Annotated in this window: 21 protein-coding genes; 10 read left to right on the forward strand and 11 right to left on the reverse strand. The window is 62.2% G+C overall.

The features are described from left to right. The first annotated feature begins 89 nt into the window (after positions 1 to 89). From ctaD to ACN50D_RS17440, 3 genes are read left to right on the forward strand one after another with little or no spacing between them, the layout of a single operon-like run. Entirely contained in the window at positions 90 to 1,844 is a 1,755-nt protein-coding gene (gene ctaD, locus ACN50D_RS17430) for a cytochrome c oxidase subunit I (RefSeq protein ID WP_046379038.1), read from the forward strand. A 45-nt stretch (positions 1,845 to 1,889) separates the two neighbouring features. Then, positions 1,890 to 2,363 carry a MarR family winged helix-turn-helix transcriptional regulator gene (locus ACN50D_RS17435; RefSeq protein ID WP_003939892.1) on the forward strand — a complete coding sequence of 158 codons (474 nt, stop codon included), beginning with the start codon at positions 1,890 to 1,892 and terminating at the stop codon, positions 2,361 to 2,363. A 55-nt stretch (positions 2,364 to 2,418) separates the two neighbouring features. Next, positions 2,419 to 2,838, forward strand: coding sequence for a DUF5313 family protein (locus tag ACN50D_RS17440; RefSeq protein WP_042451127.1), 420 nt, complete (start codon positions 2,419 to 2,421; stop codon positions 2,836 to 2,838). 9 nt (positions 2,839 to 2,847) lie between these two features. Here the strand turns inward: ACN50D_RS17440 and ACN50D_RS17445 are convergent, their stop codons facing one another. Further along, positions 2,848 to 3,876, reverse strand: coding sequence for an NAD(P)/FAD-dependent oxidoreductase (locus ACN50D_RS17445; protein ID WP_064444227.1), 1,029 nt, complete (start codon positions 3,874 to 3,876; stop codon positions 2,848 to 2,850). A 33-nt stretch (positions 3,877 to 3,909) separates the two neighbouring features. On the opposite strand from ACN50D_RS17445, the gene ACN50D_RS17450 reads away from it, so the two are divergent. Together ACN50D_RS17450 and ACN50D_RS17455 are read left to right on the forward strand one after the other, a co-directional pair. After that, entirely contained in the window at positions 3,910 to 4,536 is a 627-nt protein-coding gene (locus tag ACN50D_RS17450; RefSeq protein WP_003940282.1) for a helix-turn-helix domain-containing protein, read from the forward strand. Positions 4,537 to 4,592: 56 nt separating this feature from the next. Further along, entirely contained in the window at positions 4,593 to 5,051 is a 459-nt protein-coding gene (locus tag ACN50D_RS17455) for a GNAT family N-acetyltransferase (RefSeq protein ID WP_064443864.1), read from the forward strand. Positions 5,052 to 5,063: 12 nt separating this feature from the next. Here the strand turns inward: ACN50D_RS17455 and ACN50D_RS17460 are convergent, their stop codons facing one another. The 6 genes from ACN50D_RS17460 to ACN50D_RS17485 are packed head-to-tail and all read right to left on the reverse strand — an operon-like array spanning position 5,064 to position 10,696. Further along, a complete protein-coding gene (locus tag ACN50D_RS17460; protein ID WP_064443865.1) occupies positions 5,064 to 5,600 on the reverse strand; it encodes an AAA family ATPase in 537 nt (178 codons plus the stop codon). 53 nt (positions 5,601 to 5,653) lie between these two features. Beyond that, a complete protein-coding gene (locus ACN50D_RS17465; RefSeq protein WP_003939865.1) occupies positions 5,654 to 6,448 on the reverse strand; it encodes an MHYT domain-containing protein in 795 nt (264 codons plus the stop codon). A gap of 40 nt (positions 6,449 to 6,488) precedes the next feature. Then, entirely contained in the window at positions 6,489 to 7,076 is a 588-nt protein-coding gene (locus ACN50D_RS17470) for a GTP-binding protein (protein WP_003940118.1), read from the reverse strand. Continuing rightward, the gene (locus ACN50D_RS17475) at positions 7,057 to 7,431 is read right to left on the reverse strand and encodes a DUF742 domain-containing protein (protein ID WP_007727785.1); all 375 of its coding nucleotides are present in this window, start codon (positions 7,429 to 7,431) and stop codon (positions 7,057 to 7,059) included. Before ACN50D_RS17475 ends, ACN50D_RS17470 begins: the two co-directional genes overlap by 20 nt. 5 nt (positions 7,432 to 7,436) lie before the next feature. Further along, a complete protein-coding gene (locus ACN50D_RS17480) occupies positions 7,437 to 7,853 on the reverse strand; it encodes a roadblock/LC7 domain-containing protein (protein WP_003940329.1) in 417 nt (138 codons plus the stop codon). Further along, on the reverse strand, positions 7,850 to 10,696 hold the full coding sequence (locus ACN50D_RS17485) for an ATP-binding protein (RefSeq protein WP_235867902.1): 2,847 nt from the start codon (positions 10,694 to 10,696) through the stop codon (positions 7,850 to 7,852). The genes ACN50D_RS17480 and ACN50D_RS17485 overlap by 4 nt, the downstream gene beginning before the upstream one ends. A gap of 378 nt (positions 10,697 to 11,074) precedes the next feature. Here ACN50D_RS17485 and ACN50D_RS17490 point away from each other — a divergent pair, with 378 nt between their 5' ends. Next, on the forward strand, positions 11,075 to 11,584 hold the full coding sequence (locus ACN50D_RS17490) for a DUF6630 family protein (protein WP_042451123.1): 510 nt from the start codon (positions 11,075 to 11,077) through the stop codon (positions 11,582 to 11,584). A 4-nt stretch (positions 11,585 to 11,588) separates the two neighbouring features. On the opposite strand, the gene ACN50D_RS17495 is transcribed toward ACN50D_RS17490, so the two are convergent. Together ACN50D_RS17495 and ACN50D_RS17500 are read right to left on the reverse strand one after the other, a co-directional pair. Next, complete coding sequence (locus ACN50D_RS17495; RefSeq protein ID WP_211920741.1) at positions 11,589 to 13,031, reverse strand: phospholipase D-like domain-containing protein; 1,443 nt, start codon at positions 13,029 to 13,031, stop codon at positions 11,589 to 11,591. After that, on the reverse strand, positions 13,028 to 14,131 hold the full coding sequence (locus ACN50D_RS17500) for an NAD(P)-binding domain-containing protein (RefSeq protein WP_046379033.1): 1,104 nt from the start codon (positions 14,129 to 14,131) through the stop codon (positions 13,028 to 13,030). Before ACN50D_RS17500 ends, ACN50D_RS17495 begins: the two co-directional genes overlap by 4 nt. A 112-nt stretch (positions 14,132 to 14,243) precedes the next feature. Here ACN50D_RS17500 and ACN50D_RS17505 point away from each other — a divergent pair, with 112 nt between their 5' ends. Then, positions 14,244 to 14,975: an enoyl-CoA hydratase gene (locus ACN50D_RS17505; RefSeq protein ID WP_003940192.1), complete on the forward strand. Its 732-nt coding sequence runs from the start codon at positions 14,244 to 14,246 to the stop codon at positions 14,973 to 14,975. A 62-nt stretch (positions 14,976 to 15,037) separates the two neighbouring features. Continuing rightward, a complete protein-coding gene (locus ACN50D_RS17510; protein ID WP_007727770.1) occupies positions 15,038 to 16,153 on the forward strand; it encodes an MBL fold metallo-hydrolase in 1,116 nt (371 codons plus the stop codon). 36 nt (positions 16,154 to 16,189) lie between these two features. On the opposite strand, the gene ACN50D_RS17515 is transcribed toward ACN50D_RS17510, so the two are convergent. Beyond that, positions 16,190 to 16,777 carry a hypothetical protein gene (locus tag ACN50D_RS17515; protein ID WP_211920739.1) on the reverse strand — a complete coding sequence of 196 codons (588 nt, stop codon included), beginning with the start codon at positions 16,775 to 16,777 and terminating at the stop codon, positions 16,190 to 16,192. A gap of 137 nt (positions 16,778 to 16,914) precedes the next feature. On the opposite strand from ACN50D_RS17515, the gene ACN50D_RS17520 reads away from it, so the two are divergent. Then, positions 16,915 to 19,419 carry a cation-translocating P-type ATPase gene (locus tag ACN50D_RS17520; RefSeq protein WP_003940410.1) on the forward strand — a complete coding sequence of 835 codons (2,505 nt, stop codon included), beginning with the start codon at positions 16,915 to 16,917 and terminating at the stop codon, positions 19,417 to 19,419. 6 nt (positions 19,420 to 19,425) lie between these two features. Here the strand turns inward: ACN50D_RS17520 and ACN50D_RS17525 are convergent, their stop codons facing one another. Beyond that, on the reverse strand, positions 19,426 to 20,568 hold the full coding sequence (locus ACN50D_RS17525) for a sensor domain-containing diguanylate cyclase (protein ID WP_003940053.1): 1,143 nt from the start codon (positions 20,566 to 20,568) through the stop codon (positions 19,426 to 19,428). A gap of 180 nt (positions 20,569 to 20,748) precedes the next feature. On the opposite strand from ACN50D_RS17525, the gene ACN50D_RS17530 reads away from it, so the two are divergent. Continuing rightward, complete coding sequence (locus ACN50D_RS17530) at positions 20,749 to 20,940, forward strand: antitoxin (protein ID WP_003940164.1); 192 nt, start codon at positions 20,749 to 20,751, stop codon at positions 20,938 to 20,940. Positions 20,941 to 20,953 lie beyond the last annotated feature (13 nt).

A 20,953-nucleotide genomic window follows, 5' to 3' on the forward strand; every position in this document is an offset into this window, starting at 1 on the left:
ACTTAGTTTGTGCATTAACTATTAACATGCGATATGGTCGTGCGGAAAGTTCTTGAGGCGGTATCGAGCACGAAAGAGGACGCGCGAGCATGACGACAACGGTGCCGGACGAGCGGACCGGAGAGTTGGAGCCGATTCCGGAGCGGCCGTACCCGAAGCGCCGTGATCCCAAGGGGTCGTGGATGTTCGACATGATCAAGACCACCGATCACAAGAAGATCGGGATCATGTACATGATCACGGCTTTCGTGTTCTTCCTGATCGGCGGCCTGATGGCCCTGTTCATGCGTGCGGAACTGGCTGTCCCCGGGATGCAGTTCCTCTCGAACGAGCAGTTCAACCAGTTGTTCACCATGCACGGCACGATCATGTTGCTGCTGTACGCGACGCCCGTCGTTTTCGGCTTCGCGAACTACATACTTCCGCTGCAGATCGGTGCCCCGGACGTGGCGTTCCCGCGTCTGAACGCATTCGGGTTCTGGCTCTTCACTTTTGGTGGTCTCATCGTTCTCGGCGGATTCCTTACGCCGGGCGGCGCTGCCGACTTCGGTTGGACCGCGTATACCCCGTTGTCGGGTGCGGTGCACAGTCCCGGCGTCGGCGCCGACCTGTGGGTCTTCGGTCTGACGGTCGGTGGCCTCGGCACCATTCTCGGTGCGGTCAACATGATCACCACCGTGATCTGCCTGCGCGCACCAGGTATGACGATGTTTCGGATGTCCATCTTCACGTGGAACATCTTCATCACCAGCATTCTGATCTTGATGGCGTTCCCGTTGCTGACCGCTGCGTTCATGGGTCTGTTCGTCGACCGTCACCTCGGTGGACACATCTTCGACCCTGCGTCGGGTGGAGTTCTGTTGTGGCAGCACCTGTTCTGGTTCTTCGGTCACCCCGAGGTGTACATCATCGCGCTGCCGTTCTTCGGCATCGTCTCGGAGATCTTCCCGGTCTTCAGCCGTAAGCCGATCTTCGGGTACACCGGATTGGTCTATGCGACACTGGCGATTTCAGCTCTGTCGATCGCGGTGTGGGCTCACCACATGTACGCGACGGGTGCTGTTCTCCTGCCGTACTTCTCGTTCATGACGTTCCTGATCGCCGTGCCGACAGGTGTGAAGATCTTCAACTGGATCGGCACGATGTGGAAGGGGCAGTTGACCTTCGAGTCGCCGATGCTGTTCTCGGTCGGCTTCTTGATCACCTTCCTATTCGGTGGTCTGTCGGGTGTCATTCTCGCGAGCCCGCCGATCGACTTCCATGTCACCGACACGTATTTTGTCGTCGCCCACTTCCATTACGTGGTCTTCGGTACGGTCGTGTTCGCCACGTACGCCGGTATCTACTTCTGGTTCCCGAAGATGACCGGTCGCATGATGGACGAGCGTCTCGGCAAGTGGCACTTCTGGACCACGTTCGTCGGTTTCCACGGCACGTTCCTCGTTCAGCACTGGCTCGGCGGCGAGGGGATGCCGCGTCGCTATGCCGACTACCTGCCCTCGGACGGGTTCACGGTGCTGAACTCGGTGTCCACGATCTTTGCCTTCGTGCTCGGTGCCTCGACGCTTCCGTTCATCTGGAACGTTTTCAAGAGCTACCGCTACGGCGAAGTTGTCACCGTCGACGATCCGTGGGGTTACGGAAACTCGCTGGAGTGGGCAACCACCTGCCCGCCGCCGCGTCACAACTTCACCGAGTTACCGCGCATCCGCAGTGAGCGTCCGGCGTTCGAGCTGCACTACCCGCACATGGTGGAGCGAATGAGGGCGGAAGCGCACGTGGGTCTCACCGGGCAACCCACGTCGACGTTGGAGAAGAGTGACGATCGTCGCCAGATTGATTAGTGCAATAATAGTTGCTGCACTAATTAATCTGATAACATCGGATTCATGACGACGAAGGCTCCGCAGACGCAGATGGATGATCCGCTGGCTCTCGACCGGCAGGTGTGCTTTGCACTTGCGGTCGCGAACCGGGCGGTGCTGTCCGTCTACCGGCCACTGCTCGAGCCGATGGGCCTCACGCATCCCCAGTACCTGGTGATGCTGGCACTGTGGGGAAAGTCGCCGATGGCGGTCAAGGAAATCGGGCAGGCACTGCAACTCGATTCGCCGACGCTGTCGCCGCTCCTCAAGCGACTCGAGGCGTCCGGGCTGATCACGCGAACCCGTAGCCGCGCCGACGAACGGCAACTGGACGTGGACCTCACCGAAGCCGGTGTGGCACTGCGCGCGGAGGCGGAGAAGATCCCGCCGGCGGTTGTCGCGAAGCTCGGCGTCAGCCTCGCCGAACTCGAAGAACTCCACAATGTTCTGACGCGGGTCAACGAGGCCGCGCTCCGCGCCGGAGCCTTGGACCAATGAGAGAAATGTGATGACTGCATCCGAAAGAAACGTGATGACTGCGTCAGTACCGTCGATGCGTACCGAACAGGTGACTTCCGTGACTTCCAAAAAGCAACGTACGAGCCCGAATCCTCTTCAGTGGTTGGGTTATTCAGTGGGGCGCAAGCTGCCCGATTCGATGCAGGACTGGGTACGAAACGACCTGATCGGTGACTGGGCCGTGCCGCGTCACCTGATCCGAAGCATGGTGCCGTTCATTCCAGTGTTCGCGGCCTTCATGCTCTTCCCCGGACCGTGGGCCCTGCGGGCATCGATGGTGCTGCTCGGAGTGCTTCTGGCACTGTTCTATTCGGTCTCCTACATGGCTCAGAACAGGTCGCGTCGCCTCGAGCGTCACGGTTTGCCTTCCGACCTCGAGAACCCGAAGAAGATCTCGCGCCACGACGCCGAGAAGGCCGCCTACGAGAAGTTGCACGGCGGCCCCGCGACGTAGACACCTCGGTCACATGCCGTGGAGGGCGCTGCCGCCGTTCAACTCGCAGACGCGTTGCTCCACGGTCGCCGAGAAGCCCCCTTCCGGCTCGGTCGAACGAAGAGCCGATTCGACGTCTTGCTCGACCAGATATCCGTTGATCGCGATTGCCGCGGTCGAACCTGCCGCCGCAGCATTGATTACCTGGGCGCGAGGGTCGACGACGTTGCCGGCGCCCCAGACGCCCGGAACGCTGGTGGCGCCGGAAGGGTCGACAACCGCGAATCCCGTAGGGCCGGTTTTGCACCCGAGTCGCGTCAGATGTGTGTCGTTCGGATTGAAACGTGGCGCAACGAACAATGCTGAGCGAGGGACCAACTGGCCGTTGTCGAGTTCGACGGCCCTCAGTTCGCCTCTCTCACCGATCAATCCAGATACCGATCCGTCGGCAACCGTCACTCCTCGGGCAGCCAGTCGCGCGCGTTCGTCGGGGGTGAGCGAGATCTTGTCGGGGAATAACGTCACATCCGACGACCACTGTCGGAGTAGAAACGCCTGGTGAAGTGACATCTCGCGAGCGTCGCCGCCGAGAACGCCGATCGGTTGGTCGCTGATCTCGTACGCATGGCAGTACGGGCAATGGAGCACGCTTTGTCCCCAAAGCTCCTGGATGCCTTGTATTTCCGGGAGTGAATCCCGTAGACCGGTGGCAACCAGCACAGTACGAGTTTCGAGCGTCGTGCCTCCTGAAAGTTCGACGACAAAGCCGGGTTCGATACCGCGCCAGGAGATGTCGACTACGTCATCTTGTGTCAATTCCACTCCGTACGTCTGCAATTCGCTGCGTCCGACGGCGAGCAACTCACGTGGCGCCATGCCGTCGCGCGAGAGGAAGCCGTGCATGTGTGCTGCCGGTGCGTTGCGCGGTTTGCCGGAATCGATGACGGCGACCGAGCGCCGAGCACGACCCAACACCAGGGCTGCGCTGAGTCCGGCGGCGCCACCGCCGACGATCACGGCGTCGAGGATCTCAGTTTCAGTGTGTGTTCGCATGAGCACAGATTGCTCGCGGAGGAGGTTCATCAGCAACTAATGTTGCCATTTCTGGGAATCGTCGTCAGACTCGGCACCATGAATGTCAACGGTCCGCACATCGATGCCGCCATCTCGCAGATCGGCGCGCGCCTCAAACGCATTCGTACACAGAGGAACGTCACGCTCACAGCGCTGTCCGAGTCCACCGGTATTTCGAAGAGCACCCTGTCGCGGCTCGAAGCGGGGGAGCGTCGCCCGAGCTTGGAGTTGCTGCTTCCGATCGCGCTTGCCCACCAAGTGCCGTTGGACCAACTGGTGGCGGCACCGCAGGTCGCCGATCCACGCATCCAGAGTGCGCCTCGAAGCGTCAGTGGGCGAACGGTATTGCCGCTGACTCGGCAACCGGGTGGGTTGCAGGCATTCAAGATGACCATCCCGGCAAGCCAGACGGAACCGGATCCCCAAGTGCACGACGGCTACGAATGGCTGTACGTGCTGTCGGGGAGGTTGCGGTTGGTGTTGGCCGATCACGACATCGTGATGGGTACGGGTGAAGCTGCTGAATTCGACACCCGAAACCCGCATTGGTTCGGCAGTGACGGGCGCGGCCCGGTCGAGGTACTGAGTCTGTTCGGCCCCCAAGGAGAACGCATCCACGTTCGGGCCAAGCCTTCGGCGAAGTGAAGGACAGTCATACTTTCATTCGGTACTGCCGGAAGCGAAGAGGACAGTGAGGATCTGTGCGAATCGAAATTGACGACCTGAGTCGGGATGCGGTCCGTGCTCTACTCACCGAACATCTCGCCGACATGCACGCGACCTCGCCCGCGGACAGCGTTCACGCGCTGGACGTCACGGGGCTGATGGATAGCTCTGTGACCATGTGGACGCTGTGGAGCGAAGGTGACGAGTTACTCGGTTGCGTCGCACTCAAGGAACGGTCGTCGGCGGGCGGCGAGATCAAGTCGATGCGAACGGCATCGGCAGCAAGGGGGCGTGGCGTGGGAACGCGACTTCTTCAACACGTCGTGGACGAGTCGAGACAACGAGGTTACCGGCAACTCGAATTGGAGACCGGTACGCAAGAGTTCTTCGATCCAGCTCGCCGGTTGTACGCGAAATTCGGGTTCGTGCCTTGTCCACCGTTCGGGAACTACCGCGAAGACCCGAACAGCGCATTCTTCGTTCTCACCTTGTGAGCAGCTCGCACGCTACAGCATCTTGGCTGTGATGCGTCGTACTGCACTGTCGGAGTCCATGATTGCGGTGTCGAGCACCAGCCGTTCCGTAGTCCACGGCTCGTAGTCTCGATCCAGAATTTCCTGCCACGTCGGTAGTACGAGATCCGGGATGTCGACGACTCGCCGTTCAGCGCGTCTGCGATGCTCGTCGGGATCCGAACAGATGACCTCGACACCGAGCAGGCGCGCCGAATTATGTTGTGCGGTAGCGGACCAGGCGTTTCGTGTCGCCTCGACGGGGTTGACGCATTCGACCACGACCGAAAGTCCCAGTCGCAATTGTTCGGCGGCGAGCGCGTACCCGGTGATGTATCCAGCGGTCCCGGACGCGTCAGCGATACCGCTGCGGATCAGCGTCTGTTCGATGGTATCGATCCGCACGAAGGGGATTTGGTGACGCTGCGCAAGCGCCCGCGCGATCGTCGACTTGCCGGTGGCCGGCAAACCACCGATCACGACGAGCGTTGCGCGGGTCGATGGCTGGGGGTTGTGTCCGGCATCCACCATCCCCGAAATGTACGGGGCGTTGTCGATTTACGTGAACTCGCCCCGTACTCTGCTCAGTTCGAGATCGCGAACTCTCGTGCTTCGAACGCCAGATCGTCGGCGGCGGATTCCATTCGTGCCGTCGCGCGGTTGGGTGCTGTCAGCACTGCGACAATCGGAACTGCCAACGCCAGCAGGCCGAGAACGAAGACAGGGAAGAGGAACGAGAACACTTCGAGTCCCTGTGGCGCCGGGGCTGCCGCGTCGTGAACAACCTCGACAGCGGCCATTCCGGTGTAGTGCATACCGACGACGGCGATGCCCATGATGATTCCGGCGACAAAACGCAGAATCGTGGACTCGAGCACCATGGTGAACCACAGTGCAGCGGTTCCGGCGACGACTGCGATGAGAACCGACAGTGCAACGAAGAGCAGGTCGTAGTGGATCTCGCCCTGAAAGCGCAAGGCGCGCATACCCGTGTAATGCATGATGTTCACGGCGAGACCGGTTACCACGCCCCCGATCAGAAGCCGCGTCCAGCGAAATTCGGTCCCGATGATCAGCAGGCCGACAAACACGGCCCCTACTGAGATGATCGCGGAGATCACGGTCCATCCGAGGTTGTATCGAATGGGACTGCCGGGGACTGCGAATCCGAGCATGGCGATGAAATGCATGAGCCAGATGGCGACGCCACCGATCGACAAGGCAGCCATGGCGAGCCATCGCATGCGTGTGGCGGTTGTCGTCGCCGACGCTGAATGCCTGGTGCACGCCAGGCCGACTACCGACCCGACCACGGACACGACGTAGGCGAGTCCGAGCAGCCAGATTCCCATCGAGAAATGGTGCATTTCATCCGACATGCCAGTTCCTTTCGGCGACGATTCGCATCTGGTGATTCATCTAGACGACTGCTTCAGCTGCAAGTCGTTCGAGGGAGTATTCGGTGACGGCGATCAGCGCGCGTTTGGCTGATTCGCGGTTTCGGGCGTCGATCTCGATCATGGGAACCCGGTTGGGTAGAGCCAACGCCTGGCGGAGATCGCTCGCCGAATGGATTGGCGCGCCGTCGAAACGGTTGACCGCCACGATGAACGGGAGGCCTCGCGCCTCGAAGAAGTCGACTGCGGCGAAGCTGTCTTCCAGGCGACGCGTGTCGACCAGAATGACCGCACCGATCGCACCGGTGATCAGGTCGTCCCACATGAACCAGAAGCGGCGCTGTCCCGGGGTTCCGAACAGATAGAGGACCAGGTCGTCGGCGAGAGTGATGCGCCCGAAGTCCATCGCGACCGTCGTGGTGCTCTTGTCGGGAGTGGATCCGAGATTGTCGATACCGTCGCTGGCGTCGGTGACCATGGCCTCCGTGCGAAGGGGGACGATTTCGGAGACGGTCCCCACAAGTGTTGTCTTGCCAACACCGAAACCCCCGGCGATCACGATTTTTGTCGATTTCACGCGAGACGATGAGTCAGAGTGCCCGAAGTCCACTGAGGGTCCTTTCGATCAGTTCGCGTCGCTCGACTCGAGATGCGTCGCTTCGCAGAGTGGCATGTATTTCCAGTGATCCGGCTACTACGAGGTCGGCGACCAGTACCCGCACGACTCCGATCGGAACACCCAGGTGGGCAGCGATCTCGGCAACCGAGATCCGCTGCTCGCAGAGTGCGACGATCGATGCACGAATATCCTGCGGTGCAAGATTGTTCGAGACCGCGTCTTCGATCGTCGCGATGATCGCTTCGAGTGGGAGGTCGATGGACGGCAGGGTCCGACCTTCGGTGAGCGCGTACGGCCGGACCAAGCTCGGTTCGGCGTCGTCGTACTCGGATTGATGGTGAGGCATCGAACTCAAATACCCTGCGATGTTCTCGGGGCAATGTCCATGGTGGTGCCGACGCGATCGACGAGAGTCGCCATTTCGTAACCGATCTGGCCGATGTCGCATCCGGCGACAGCGAGAGCAGCAAGGTAAGCGCCACTACCGACGCCCATGAGAAGCAGGTAGCCGTTCTCCATCTCGACGACGGACTGCATGACGGCTCCACCGTCGAAGAGGCGTGACGCCCCCGCGGACAGGCTGGCGAGTCCGGAAGTGACAGCGGCTAATTGATCGGCCCGATCGAGCGGAAGATGCGTGCTCGAGGCCGTCAACAACCCGTCGGCTGAGACGATGATCGCGTGACTCACACCCGGCACGTCTCGGGCAAAAGCCGATACCAGCCAGTCGAGTGCGCGGGGAGTCTCTTGGGCTCCGACAGTGTTCACTGTTCTCCTTCATCGTTGTGCAACATCGTGGACGATTCGAAAGACTGTCCGCCATCGGGCTGATGGTCGGCAGCGCGCCGACGCCCTCGTTGTACTCCGGATTGGTAACTGCTCCAACCACGTTGGACGTCCGCCGGATTGGATGCATGGCGCTGTGTCGTTCCACCTCTCCCGACTGCGCCGGGAACCAGGCGGGCTCCGCGGTCTCGAATGGGAAGTCCGGAATCGGCGATCTTGGTGACCGGCATCTCGAACGAGGTCCGAGCGGCCAGCCAGCCTTGATCCGCGTCGGTGGTCCACGCACTGCCGGTGGAAGCAGCTGACGTCTCCGCCGTCGGGTCCACGAGCCACTCGGACACCATCCGGGCGAAAATCGGCATCGTGGTCGGGGCAGCGAGTACGCCGTTCGAGTTGCCGTCTCCCGCGCCGTCAGCGCGCGCCGATGCGCGAGCAGAGAGCCCGTCACGGGTGCGCGAGGAGAAGAACGCCGCAGTGTTTGTCGGCGTCGGGGCTGAGAGCCGGTGCCGTGGCGGCGGGGTTGTCGACGGGTGTGGACCCACCGGGATCTCGGGACCCTGTGCCGGCGAGGTGAATTCCGGCGAAGGAGTACGCACGGGAAGGGACGTCGATGCGCTTGTGCCTTCGGGATCGGGCAGAGGAGCGAAGGACGACACGGAGGTGGCGGGTGCAGCAGTGGTCGGAGTCGAGGTACTGACCGCCGGTACTCCACTTGTGCCCGGAGTGCGACGTGGCAACCCCGAAGGCGCTGTTGTCGTGGGAATGGATTGCGGTGTGATCGGGGCGAACGTCTCAGTCCGGTCGGTGCTGTTGCTGGGCGTTCGACGCGGGAGATCTGCGAAACTTCTGGTCGCAGGCTGCGGGGGTGCCAATTCGGTCGGGACGGGCTGTGACCAGGACGGTTCAGACGGTGCGGGCGGCGGAGTCCGATCGAGCGTGGGCACGGGTCCGGTTCGCGGCGTGCGGATCTCGGGTCCCCGAGAAGAATCGAGTATCGACGTCGGTAGGAGCACCGTTGCGGTGATGCCGCTGTGCGTCGACGACGTTGCCGTCGGGCGCAGGCGCACAGAGATGTTGTAGCGACGACTGATTCGGCTCACGACGAACAAACCCATGCGACGCGCTGTATCCGCGCTCATCTCGCCGCCGGCGGCGAGGCGCTCGTTGGCATCGAGGATATCGGCAGGCGACATGCCGATACCGAGATCTGCGATCTCGACGATCATGGAGCCGTCGATGGTGCGGGCAGCGTTGATGGAGACGGTGGTCTCCGGCGGGGAGTACCGCAGAGAATTGTCGAGCAGTTCAGCGATGAGGTGAACGACGTCCGGGGCAGCATGACCGGTGACGACTCCGGGCGGTATCTGCCCGAGTTCGACGCGTCGATATTCCTCGACGCCTGATACCGCCGCACGAAGGATATCGCCGAGAGCGACGGGGGCGGTTCTGGCGCGGCGTACATCGGTTCCGGCGAGAACCAACAAGTTGTCGCCGTTTCTACGCATTCTCGCGGCGATGTGGTCGAGCCGGAACAGATTCTCGAGGCGACGAGGGTCGTCTTCGTCCTGCTCCAACTGTTCGATCAAACCGAGTTGCTGGTCGACGAGGGACTTGTTACGCCTCGACAGCGTTTCGAACATGTCGTTGACCTGGCGCCGCAGGGTGGCCTGCTCGCCGGCCAGCGTGATGGCCTGACCGTGCATGTCGTCCACCGCGCGTGCAAGCTCGCCGATTTCCTCGTGGGTGCGGATCGGTACACGGGCGAAGTCGACGTCGTCGATACTGGCACCTGCGCGAATTCGTTCGATCGCGTCGGGGAGTCCGCGTCGTGCTGCTTGCAATGCGGCAAATCGCAGCCGACGGATCGGATCGATGAGCGATCGGCTGATGACGAGGGCGATGGCCAGTGCCAGCAGGACCGCGCCGAGCACGATTGCAGTGTCACGAAGTGCTGCGGTTCGTGCTGCATTGGATTCAGCGGTGACGGTATCGCCGAACTCGGTGACGGTGGTGTCGGTCAGGCTGTTGTACTGGTCGTTTCCGGATTTCAGATCGGTACCGACGCGGCTCCCCAGAGGAGAGGTCGACGGGGTTGATCCGAGTGCGTTGATCCGGTTCTGAGCGGAGTTGCTGAGGGTCCGGACGGTGTCGTTGCTCCCGTCGATGGCGAGAATGTTGTTCAGAGCGACCAGTTCGGCACCGGCGGCACTGACCATCGAGGTACGAGCCTGCTGGTCCGGATCACCTGAGCCGAAGAGGATTCGTTGTTCGGCCAGTGCTCGTCGCGCATCCCAGAGTGCTGAGAGTCGGCCACCCTCTTCGCGCAGCGCCGGACGCTGAGAATGCTCGACGACGCTGGTGAAGGTGCTCGAGAGTGCGCGAGAGACTTCGCCGACCCGCGAAACCAAGCGTGCGGGAGCCACCGCGCCGGCGGCGACCTCTTCCATGATGGAACGGCTCTCTGCGAGCGCCGAAGTCACTTGGTCGTTGAGGTCGTCGTCGGACTGGAACGCGCGCGCGGCGTCGACCAGTTGATCCATTGCGTCCGAAACCGCTTGTGTGGCGGGGCCGGTGTCAGTGCGTGCCGATGCGGCTTCGGCGAGCTCGTACAGCGCGGATTCGAGATTGATCGCGGCGGGCACAGCGAGGGCGCGCTCGGACGAGGAACTCAGCTGTGCGGCTTCTTCGAGTTCCGTCTGAACGCGAAGGGCTCCGAGGACGACGGCGACGATCATCGGCAATGCGAGAACGGCGATGACCTTCCATCCCAGGCGCCATTCGCCGATCGACCACCAAGAGGTTGTCGTGTGTGAATCGTGTTTCATGCGGAACATGGCCCCTTCACGTCAACCCCCCGTGGGTCATTGCCCGAACCCCTTCGATCCGGTTTGACCAGAAGGGGTAGTTAGCTGAACGGTAACAGACTGTTCGCTGGCTCGCTACATCCCAGTTGGCTTCTTGGATCGCCGATGACTATATCCGGATTGTAAGGCCAGGTGAAAGGGTAAACGGACAAGTGCGGCGAATGGGATAGCCGGAAAGTCCAATTTGGTAGCTCGGCGAGCGGTGTTGCCCGGGAATTCGTGGAACTCACGGCAAGCATCTGGCTCGTGTCCCGACATCGAGGACACGTCCGAACGAGGCGCACACGCATGTCAGAATGTGGAAACCGCACCGATGACCGAATTGAACTTGGAGCCATAGTGAGTGGAACTGCTCGCGACGCGTTGCGCGCGATCGCCGAACTGCTCGCCCCTGACAGCGCTGTTGTCATCGATCGTGTGACTCTCGCGATCGACCAGCCGGAACGGTACGTCGAAGTACAGAACGAGTTGTACTCACAGACGCTCGAGAAGCCGCACCCGGAAATGGCGTGGTTTGCTCTCGTCGACGCATTGCACGAACAAGAACGCCTGGTCTGGGTGGATTGGAACGAGGGCGCTGCCGAGGTTCTGGGTCAGCTGCGAGTGCTCACGTCGGCGCCGGCAGGATCGTGGGAGTGGGCGGACAGTCTTGCCATGGGCTTCGATCGAGCTGCCGGACTCGAATCGCTTCTCGCCCGTATCGTCGACAACATCACCGATACGGGCGTTTCACTTGCCTGGCTCGACAGCGACAGCGATACGTTTCTCCTCGCGCTCGTCCCGAGTGTTCACGGTGCAACGCTCGTCGAACTCGCGCTGGCAACCGGGCACTGCGTGCGCGTGTTCTAGAGTCTCAGCGTTTGCCGAGCAGGCGGCGCAATCCTTCGATTCGATCGCTCAGTCTGGGTGGCGTGCGCTCGGGATCCATCAGTGCATTTTCAGCGAGCACGTGGTCTTCGCCGTCGACTGTGTTCCGGTCGAATTCGCGCAGACTGCGAGCGTCGGAGGTCGCGAGAGCGCGAACCGTCGACAACAGTGACTGCTCGCCCAACGCGTCGTCGACTTCTTCCTCGGTGACGTCGAGGTGCTCGCTGAGTAGCCGGCGCCTCAATCCGATGATCGAGGCGCGCAACTCGACATCTGCGTCGTCGTCGGATTCGACGGCGATGTCGCACTCGGTGTCGAAGCCCATCGAACGGTTGTTGAGATTCGACGACCCGATTCGCAGGAGGCGATCGTCCATCACGAGAACCTTGGCGTGTACGTAAATTGGTGCGCCAGAAGAGGTCACGGGATGAAATGCACCGAAACGGTCGTGGATGTCAGCGGACCACAGCAGATGTAGCAGGTCGTGGCGCGCCCCGTCCATCGCCTTTTGTTCCAGCCAACCGTCGGCGTTGCGCGGAATGACCAGAACGATTTCCGGTCCGTCGTCCTCACGCAGGCGCGCGGCAATCGCCTCGGCCAGCGTGCGTGAGGCGAGGTACTGGCTTTCGATGTACAGCGTGTGTTCGGCGCCGGCGATGGCGGCGAGATACAGCGCCTCGATCTCACGAACCTCCGCGCGCTCGCCGAGTTCCGGCAATGTTCTGGCGACGGCTACGTCGACCACCCGCAAGGTGGGAGCCAAATTGACGGGCCACGGAGTCGCAGTGCTCTTGACCGGTGTCAGATCCTCGCCGGTTGCGGATTTCCAGCGTGCCCGCGCCAATTCGCCGATGGCCGCAGCCGCATTGCCGTCGACCGCCGTGGTTGCGTCATGCCAAGGGCCGTAACGCCTTCCGCTCGGCGTGATTCGATAATCGTTTCGGTCGACGTGATCCGAGGTGTCCCAGCGGTCCACAGTCATGTCGATGCCGCCGCAGAACGCCAGAGCGTCGTCGATGACGATGATTTTCTGATGGTGCGCCGCACCAACCGGGTGGGCGCCGTCGATCTCGAACCGTAGGCGCTCGTCGGTCAGCCAGTTGGACACGAAGACGGGAGTCATGCCGCGGCCGATTGCGGTGAACGCGCCGATGTTCCATTTGAGTACGAGGATTTCGAGGTCGGGTTTCTCGCGGACGAGCCAGCGGAGGAACATTCCCAACCGGTTGGGGCCGTCGAGAGTCTGCTCGCCTGGTTCGAGTTTGATGCGCGTGTCGAAGTCCCAGCCGATCAACATGATTCGCTTTTCAGCTTGCAGCATTGCGGACTTCGCATGATGAAAGTAGTCAGCGGCGTCGACGATGCAGGCAAGATTGTCCGCCGGTTCGATGCGCCAGCAGGTTTCGCCCGGAACAAGGATTCTGTTCATTCGCCGATTCCCAGGTACGCGGTCAGTTCGCGCGCTGCCGCTTGGCCGGCGCGGTTGGCTCCGATCGTCGACGACGACGGTCCGTATCCCACCAGGTGCACGCGAGGGTCGGCTTCGACCTGCGTGGCGAGGCGCCCGGTCATCGGAATTCCGCCACCCGGTCCGCGCAGGTGCAACGGCGCCAGGTGATCGAGTGAGCTACGAAAACCGGTGCACCACAAGATGACATCGGCGTCGACGACGGTACCGTCGGCCCACTTCACGCCGTTCGGAAGAATTTCGGAGAACATCGGCAGTCGATTCATCACACCACGCTCTCGCGCTGCCTGGATGGCAGGCGTTACCGGGAGGCCGGTCACCGAGACAACGGATCCCGGTGGCAGGCCGCGTCGTACACGATCTTCGACCATGGCAACCGCAGCGCGGCCGATGTCCGGCGTGAACGGCTCGTCGCGGAACTCGGGTTCGCGCCGCGTCACCCAGGTAGTGGTCGTGACGCGTGAGATCTCGTCGAGCAGTTGGACGGCCGAGATCCCGCCGCCGACCACGACGACATGTTTGCCTTCGAACTCGGCAGCGGTTCGATAGTCCTTCGTGTGCAGTTGTCGGCCACGGAACGACTCGGCCCCGCGATAGTGGGGGATGAAGGGCCGCTCCCAGGTCCCCGTCGCGTTGATCAAGCCTCGCGCCGCGAATACTCCCTGGTCGGTCTCGATCCGCAGGCGCTCTTCCCTCGGACACACCACTCGCGTGTGTACCGGGCGGTGGACGGGAAGTTCGAATTGCTTTTCGTACAGTTCGAAGTAGTGGGGGACCGCCACCGATGCAGGCACCTGTTCGGCGTCTGTACCGGTGGTTTCCGCGAAGGACATTCCCGGGAGGTCATGGACGCCGTTGACGGTGCTCAGTGTCAGGCTCGGCCAACGGAACTGCCACGCCCCGCCCGGCCCCGACGCATGATCGAGCACCACGAACCCCGATTCGGGCTCGATTCCGAACTTGCGCAGGTAGTACGCGGCGGAGAGTCCGGCCTGTCCGGCGCCGATCACCACCACGTCAACCGGGTGTGGTTGCTGTGCGGCAAGGTCGTCTGTACTCATCGGTAATCTAACCTCCTGATGTACAGAACTTAGCTGCAGAGAAGTATGCGGACGGTATCGGCGCCTCGGAACATCCCTGTGTCGAGCCTTCCAGAAACGAAAGTGAGCGGACATGATCGGGTTCTCCCGTGACGGCAACGTCGTGACCATCGAGTTGCAGCGTCACGAGCGTCGTAATGCGCTCAGCGCGGAACTCTGCATCGCAATACGGGACGCGATGAACGCGGCGGTAGCCGAGCACGCGCATGTCGTCGTCATCACCGGTGAGGGATCGGCGTTCTGTGCAGGCGCGGACCTTTCCGGCGACGTCTACATGGAGGGCTTCACCGATCGCCTGTTCGAGATGCTTCGCTCTATCGACACGGCGCCCATCCCCGTCATCGCTGCCGTCAACGGTCCGGCCATCGGCGCGGGCACGCAACTGGCCATCGCGTCGGATCTTCGCGTCGTAGCGCCGAGCGCTCGCTTCGGAATCCCGGCCGCCACCCTCGGTGTCTCGGTGGACAAGTGGACGATGCGTCGGCTCGCGTCGCTGGTCGGCGGCGGTCCCGCGCGCACCATTTTGCTCGGCATCGAACAGATCGGCGCCGAAGAAGCCTTCACTCGCGGCCTCGCCAACAAAATCGGAACCCTCGACGACGCTCAGGAATGGGCACACCGCATCGCGAATCTCGCACCGCTGTCGTTGCGGCACATGAAGATGGTTCTCAACGACGACGGCACCATGGAGGAGCAGTCTCCCGAGCAGCTCGACGCGCTTCACGCCGCCTGGCTCAGCGAGGACGTCCAGGAAGCCCGCGCTGCCCGCATCGAGAACCGCCCTCCCGTATTCAAGGGTAAGTAAAGCTGGTTGCAGGGAAAACAGGCGCCGGGCACGCAGGGCAGATAGTGGCTACGCTCGTCTGAATGAAGAAGACGACGGTTCTCGGAGTTGCTGCTGTTGCCGCGGCGACGGGGTGGGTGGCGCGAGCCGCATGGGGCATCCCGACGCAGATCGGGGCCTCGCGAAACACGGTGCAACCGTATGCGGCGATGTCCCCGCGATACCGGGACCGCCAGTTCCACAACTCGGAGCCCAGCAGCACACTGGTTCCGGGCACCGATGTCGGAATGTTCAAGTCGATGGCCACGCGAGGGTCGACGGGTCGGCCGCGTCGGCCGATTCCGTTGGCCACTCCGCTGGCACCGGCGGCAGCCGGCGACGCGGCGGTGACGTGGTACGGCCATTCGAGCGTTCTCGTCGAGGTCGACGGCTACCGCGTTCTCGCCGATCCGGTGTGGAGTGAACGCGTATCACCCTCGGCCACAGTAGGTCCCGCGCGCATGCACCCCACTCCGGTGGCTTTGACCGAACTGCCTGCAGTGGATGCGATAGTCATCTCTCACGATCACTACGACCATCTCGACATGGCTACGGTCAAGACCCTGACTCGTACACAGACCGCTCCGTTCGTCGTGCCGATCGGTATCGGGGCTCACCTGCGGCACTGGAAGGTGCCCGAGAACCGGATCGTGGAATTGGACTGGGACGAGTCGACAAAAATCGACGACCTGGTCCTCACGTGCACGGAGGCTCGTCACTTCTCCGGTCGTGGCCTCGTCCGGAACACGACGCAGTGGGCGTCGTGGGTATTCGCCGGGCCGAAGCACCGGGTCTTCTTCGGTGGTGACAGCGGATACACATCGCGTTTCGAACAGCTGGGTGAAACCTATGGGCCTTTCGATCTGACGCTTCTCCCCGTCGGTGCGTACGACGTGCGCTGGCCGGACATCCACATGAATCCGGAAGAGGCAGTGCAGACGCACATCGACCTTAACAAGGGCGACGGGTCGCGCGGTGTCTTCGTCCCGATTCACTGGGCGACGTTCAACCTCGCGTTTCACTCGTGGTCGGAGCCGATCATTCGCCTCGACGAGTCGGCTGCAGATGCGGGCACAACAGTGTCGGTCCCGATGCCGGGCGGCAGGATCGACGCGTTGTCACCGACACCGCCGTCGAAGTGGTGGATACCGCTGGGCTGACTGCGGCCCGTGCTCGAAAGTCACCCGGGATCTTCCTCAATCCAGTCGGATTCCGAACCAACCCCCACGTTGGTACTGCAGTTGATGTGTCACTTGTTCACTGGTGAGGTCGGGATCGGGTTGTCGTTTCGGTTCCCATAGTTGTGTGACACTTGCGGATGCGGATGCGATGCCTTCTCCGTCGAGGGTGACAACCTTCTCGTCCATTCCCAGCTGAGGCCATGCAGTTGCGACATCGATCGGCCCGGCAGGCGGTATCGGAGCCAGCAAATACTCACCGCGCACTGAGCCCGAGCGGCTTTCAGCCGTGCGTAACTCCAGCAGCGAGCCTCGCGTTCTTTGCGCGGTTGTCACCGATGATCCGTCCGCGAAACCGAGGCCGAGGAGTAGCGGCGCGCTGAAATGTGTGAACGTGGGACGCCCGTCGTAAGTGCCGAGACTCAGCGAGAGTGCCGGATCCTCGTAGCGGGCATCAATCGCGAACATCATCCCGAACGAGTAAACCCGAATCGCCGACAACCAGACAACCACGTTGTCGGTCCGGTTGAGGTCGAGAGAAATCGGCAGGTCGACGGGCCGTTCGCACCGAAGCGCCTCGTCTAGACCGTTGTAGACGTATTTCATACCGTTCCTCGATGGCCTTCTCTGCTCGTTCCGACCAGCATCGCAGAACCGCGGCGCACGGGTGTGATCTTCGTGTAGCCGTCATTGCCACACGAGTCCGACCCTGATTAGTTGCTCCGGGTGCGTAATCTTTGACCATGGCTCACGAGCACACCAGTTCAGAAGAGACAGCAGTGGCGGTAGCGCCTGAGCGATTGCCGGACGACGTCGACGTCGCCCGCGGTCTGACCGCCGATCAGGTTGCAGCAAGGATCGCGTCGGGACAAACCAACGATGTACCGGACCGGGCGTCCCGCTCGGTCAAGGACATCATTCGCGGCAACGTCTTCACTCGCATCAACGCGATCCTGACCGTGTTGTTGGTGATCGTGCTCGCGACGGGTTCGATCATCGACGGCATGTTCGGACTGCTGATCATCGCGAACAGCGGTATCGGCATCATCCAGGAGATCCGCGCCAAGCGCACGCTCGACGCTCTGGCCATCGTGAGTCAGGCCAAGCCCATGGTCAGGCGTGACGGCGTCGCCGTGGCGATGGCGCCCAAAGATGTTGTGCTCGACGATATTATCGAACTCGGATCCGGTGACCAGATAGTCGTCGACGGTGAGGTGGTCAGTTCGGCCGCACTCGAGGTCGACGAATCGCTGCTCACCGGTGAGGCCGATCCGGTTCACAAGGCGAGTGGCCAGCAAGTGTTGTCGGGCAGTTTTGTTGCCGCGGGCAGCGGTGCATACCGCGCCACCAAGGTCGGCGGCGATGCATACGCGGCCAAGCTGGCCGAAGAGGCGAGCAAGTTCACCCTCGTGCATTCCGAACTGCGTAGCGGCATCGACAAGATCCTGAAGTTCATCACCTACCTGATGATTCCGGCGGGTGCGCTGATCATCTTCAATCAGCTCTTCACGATCGGCCTGCCGATCCGACCGGCACTCAACGGCATGGTGGCAGCTCTGGTTCCGATGGTTCCCGAAGGCCTTGTGCTCATGACGTCCATTGCATTTGCGGTCGGTGTGATCCGGTTGGGCAAGCGCCAGTGCCTCGTTCAGGAGTTGCCGGCGATCGAGGGTCTGGCCCGTGTCGACGTGGTGTGCGCGGACAAGACCGGAACGCTGACCGAGAACGGTATGCGGCTGTCCGAGGTCGACGTCGCACCGGGTGGATCGGGGGAGACTGCGGTCAAGTCCGCGTTGAGCGCGATGGCCGCGTCCGATCCTCGCCCCAACGCGAGTGTCCTGGCGATTCGCGAGTCTCTCTCCGACGACTCCGGGTGGGGCGAAGCGACAGCGGTGGCGCCGTTCTCCTCGGCGAAGAAGTGGAGCGGCCAGTCGTACGGCAGTCACGGCAACTGGGTACTCGGTGCCCCGGACGTGCTGCTCGATCCCGACTCGGAAATGGCCCGCAAGGCCGAGGAAGTGGGTTCGAGCGGACTTCGTGTCCTCATGCTCGGCAGCAGCGACCTCCCCGTCGACGACGCCGACGCCCCTGGCACCGTCACCCCCGAAGCTCTGGTCGTGCTCGAGCAGAAAGTGCGCCCGGACGCCCAGGAGACGTTGGAGTACTTCGCCAGCCAGAAGGTCGCGGTCAAGGTCATTTCCGGCGACAACGCGGTTTCCGTCGGCGCCGTTGCCGGATCCCTCGGACTCGAAGGCGGCGACCGCCCCATCGACGCGCGAGAGCTGCCCAGCGATCAGGAAAAGCTGGCGGACACTCTCGACGGAGCAACGACGTTCGGTCGAGTGCGACCGGATCAGAAGCGGGAAATGGTCGCGGCCTTGCAGTCTCGCGGACATACCGTCGCGATGACCGGTGACGGCGTCAACGACGTGCTCGCACTCAAGGACGCCGACATCGGAGTCTCGATGGGGTCGGGCAGCCCGGCTACCCGAGCCGTGGCCCAGATCGTGCTGCTGGACAACAAGTTCGCGACGCTCCCGTACGTCGTCGCGGAAGGCCGCCGAGTGATCGGCAACATCGAGCGTGTGTCGAATCTGTTCCTGACCAAGACCGTCTACTCGGTGGTGCTTGCGTTCCTGATCGGCATCACCGGCGTCCTGTCCCAGGTCTTCGACTTCGAACCGCTGCCGTACCCGTTCCTGCCCCGCCACGTCACGATCGCAGCGTGGTTCACGATCGGTATCCCGGCCTTCATCTTGTCTCTGGCACCCAACAACGAGCGTGCGCGAACCGGTTTCGTCTCGCGCGTGATGCGTCTGGCGTTGCCGTCGGGCCTGATCATCGGCATCACCACGTTCATCTCCTACGTATTGGCTTACCAAGGCCCGGACCAGACGGAAACCCAGAAGATCCAGGCCGGAACCAGTGCGCTCATCACGTTGATCATGATCGCCGTGTGGGTTCTGGCCGTCGTGGCTCGGCCGTACGTCTGGTGGAAGCTCGTTCTGATCGGCGGGTCGGTGGCCGGATACCTCATCCTGTTCGCGCTGCCGTTCACCCGCGAGTTCTTCAAACTGGATCCGAGCAACGTCGCTGCGACGACGCTCGCGATCACCCTCGGCGCGATCGGCGTTGTACTCGTGGAACTCTCGTGGTGGATCAGCGCACGCCTGCACGGGGAGAAACGAAAGATGTTCGCGACGCCCGACGACCTGCCCGGCGAGCATCACCATGCCCACAGTGAGTGAGTAGTTTCAGCGCCTGAACATCTGCACCCAGGCAATGCGATCGCCGCCGCGCTTCTTGGCTCGGTACATCGCATTGTCTGCGTGCTCGATCAGTTCGTTGACAGCTCGATCCGGTAAGTCCGTCTCGGGACTCAGATAGACGCTGACGCCGGTACTGGCGGACACAGGATAGGGATCGGAGTCGGACGAGACCGCCGAATGTATCTCGGTGGCGACCTGCTCGATGTCTCCTCGATCGACTCCGCGCAGGACGACGAACTCGTCTCCACCGATTCGAGCCACCACCGCATCGGGGCCGGCGGCAGCGATGAGGCGGTCGGCGACAGCGGTCAACGCGTCGTCGCCCGCGACGTGGCCGTGTGTGTCGTTGAGGTTTTTGAACGAGTCGACGTCGATGAGTAGTGCGATCAGAGCCTGCGTTCGATCACTGCGCAGCAGATGCTGTGCCTCGTCCTGGAGTCCGCGGCGATTGAGTGTCGCGGTGAGGTAGTCCCGGTGGGCGTTGCGTGCGTCGTCGGTCAGGCGCAGCCAGACGATCTGCAGAATCCACGCGGTGGAGAAAACCACACCGGCAACCATCAGATAGAGATTCACGACCACCCAGTCGTCGTTGACCGGCTCGGACATCGCCATGGCAGCGAGCGTCGTGCAGACAGCAAGAGCCCAACCGATGTGGCTGATGGCAACGCGAGGGCTGTGAACTATCGCCGCATAGAAGCCGATCATGATGAACAAGATGCAGCCGATGGTTCCGACGAAAGCGGTGCGTACGGCGAAGAAGAGAGTGACGGCGAGCCACAGGTCGGCCCAGACGACAAAGGCCACGGATTGTCGCCAAGTTGGCCACGATTCGTTACGCGCCCAGCGGTAGCCCGCATAGGCGCCACTGATAGTTCCGAGGGCAAAGATCGACCGCGCCAGGGCGGTGTCGGAACCGAAGCGGCTCAACTGCATGGTCGCCGCGATCAGGGCGAAGAGAAAACACCACACCGCGACTAATTTGCGTCCGGGAACGGTCAGCCCGCGAGTGTCGAGGAATCGGGGGAGCCAGGTGTAATCGGTGCGATCCGACCACCACCGGGACAGCAGTTCACGCGTGGGGTAGGGGTCGCTCCCCGTCCCGCGCAGTCCTGCATTCAAACCGGGCACCTGTCGATGTCGATGGGTGGTCAATCAGCTATTGGCGGGTTAACGCTACCTCGAGTTGCGCACGGCTCGAACGCACGGACCTGCTTTCTGGCGCAGAGGCCGTCGACCTGTGAGAATCGAAGGGCGCGGAGGAACGATTCCGCCGAAGGATGTGCGTCAGCACCGGGAGAGGACACGGACATGGGTTTCTTGGACAACGTCAAGGGATTGGTCGAAAAGGGCCAGGAGCTCGCAGCGGAGAACTCCGACAAGGTTCACGACGCTATCGACAAGGTCGCCGACATCGCCGACGACAAGACCGGCAACAAGTACGGCGATCAGATCGACAAGGCAGCTGAGGCCGCCAAGAAGGCTGTTCCCGAAAAGCAGTAATACCGGATTCGGC

Source organism: Rhodococcus sp. SB1D, from assembly GCF_048573875.1.
Taxonomy (GTDB): domain Bacteria; phylum Actinomycetota; class Actinomycetes; order Mycobacteriales; family Mycobacteriaceae; genus Rhodococcus_F; species Rhodococcus_F qingshengii.